General features: G+C 59.9%; 1 protein-coding gene. It reads left to right on the forward strand.

Annotated features, from left to right (window positions below; translation table 11 throughout):
* On the forward strand, window positions 1-484 hold a 484-nt coding region (locus ASF70_RS12820; protein WP_244474016.1), incomplete at both ends, for a GTP-binding protein.

The following is a 484-nucleotide window of genomic DNA, read 5'->3' on the forward strand; positions in this document are numbered from 1 at the left end:
TAAGAACATGATCACCGGTGCGGCGCAGATGGACGGCGCGATCCTGGTTTGCTCGGCTGCCGACGGCCCGATGCCACAGACCCGCGAGCACATCCTGCTTGCTCGTCAGGTTGGCGTTCCGGCGATCGTCGTGTTCCTCAACAAGGTTGACCAGGTCGACGACGAAGAGCTCCTCGAGCTCGTCGAACTGGAAGTTCGCGAACTTCTGTCGTCCTACGACTTCCCGGGCGACGACATTCCGATCGTAAAGGGTTCGGCTCTGGCCGCTCTTGAAGATTCGAACAAGAAGATCGGCGAAGACGCCGTTCGCGAACTGATGGCAGCTGTTGACGCCTACATTCCGACGCCTGAGCGTCCGATCGACCAGCCGTTCCTGCTGCCGATCGAAGACGTGTTCTCGATCTCGGGCCGTGGTACGGTTGTGACCGGTCGCGTCGAGCGTGGCATCGTCAAGGTTGGTGAAGAAGTCGAAATCGTCGGCATC

It is taken from the genome of Rhizobium sp. Leaf321 (assembly GCF_001423215.1).
Classification (GTDB): domain Bacteria; phylum Pseudomonadota; class Alphaproteobacteria; order Rhizobiales; family Rhizobiaceae; genus Neorhizobium; species Neorhizobium soli.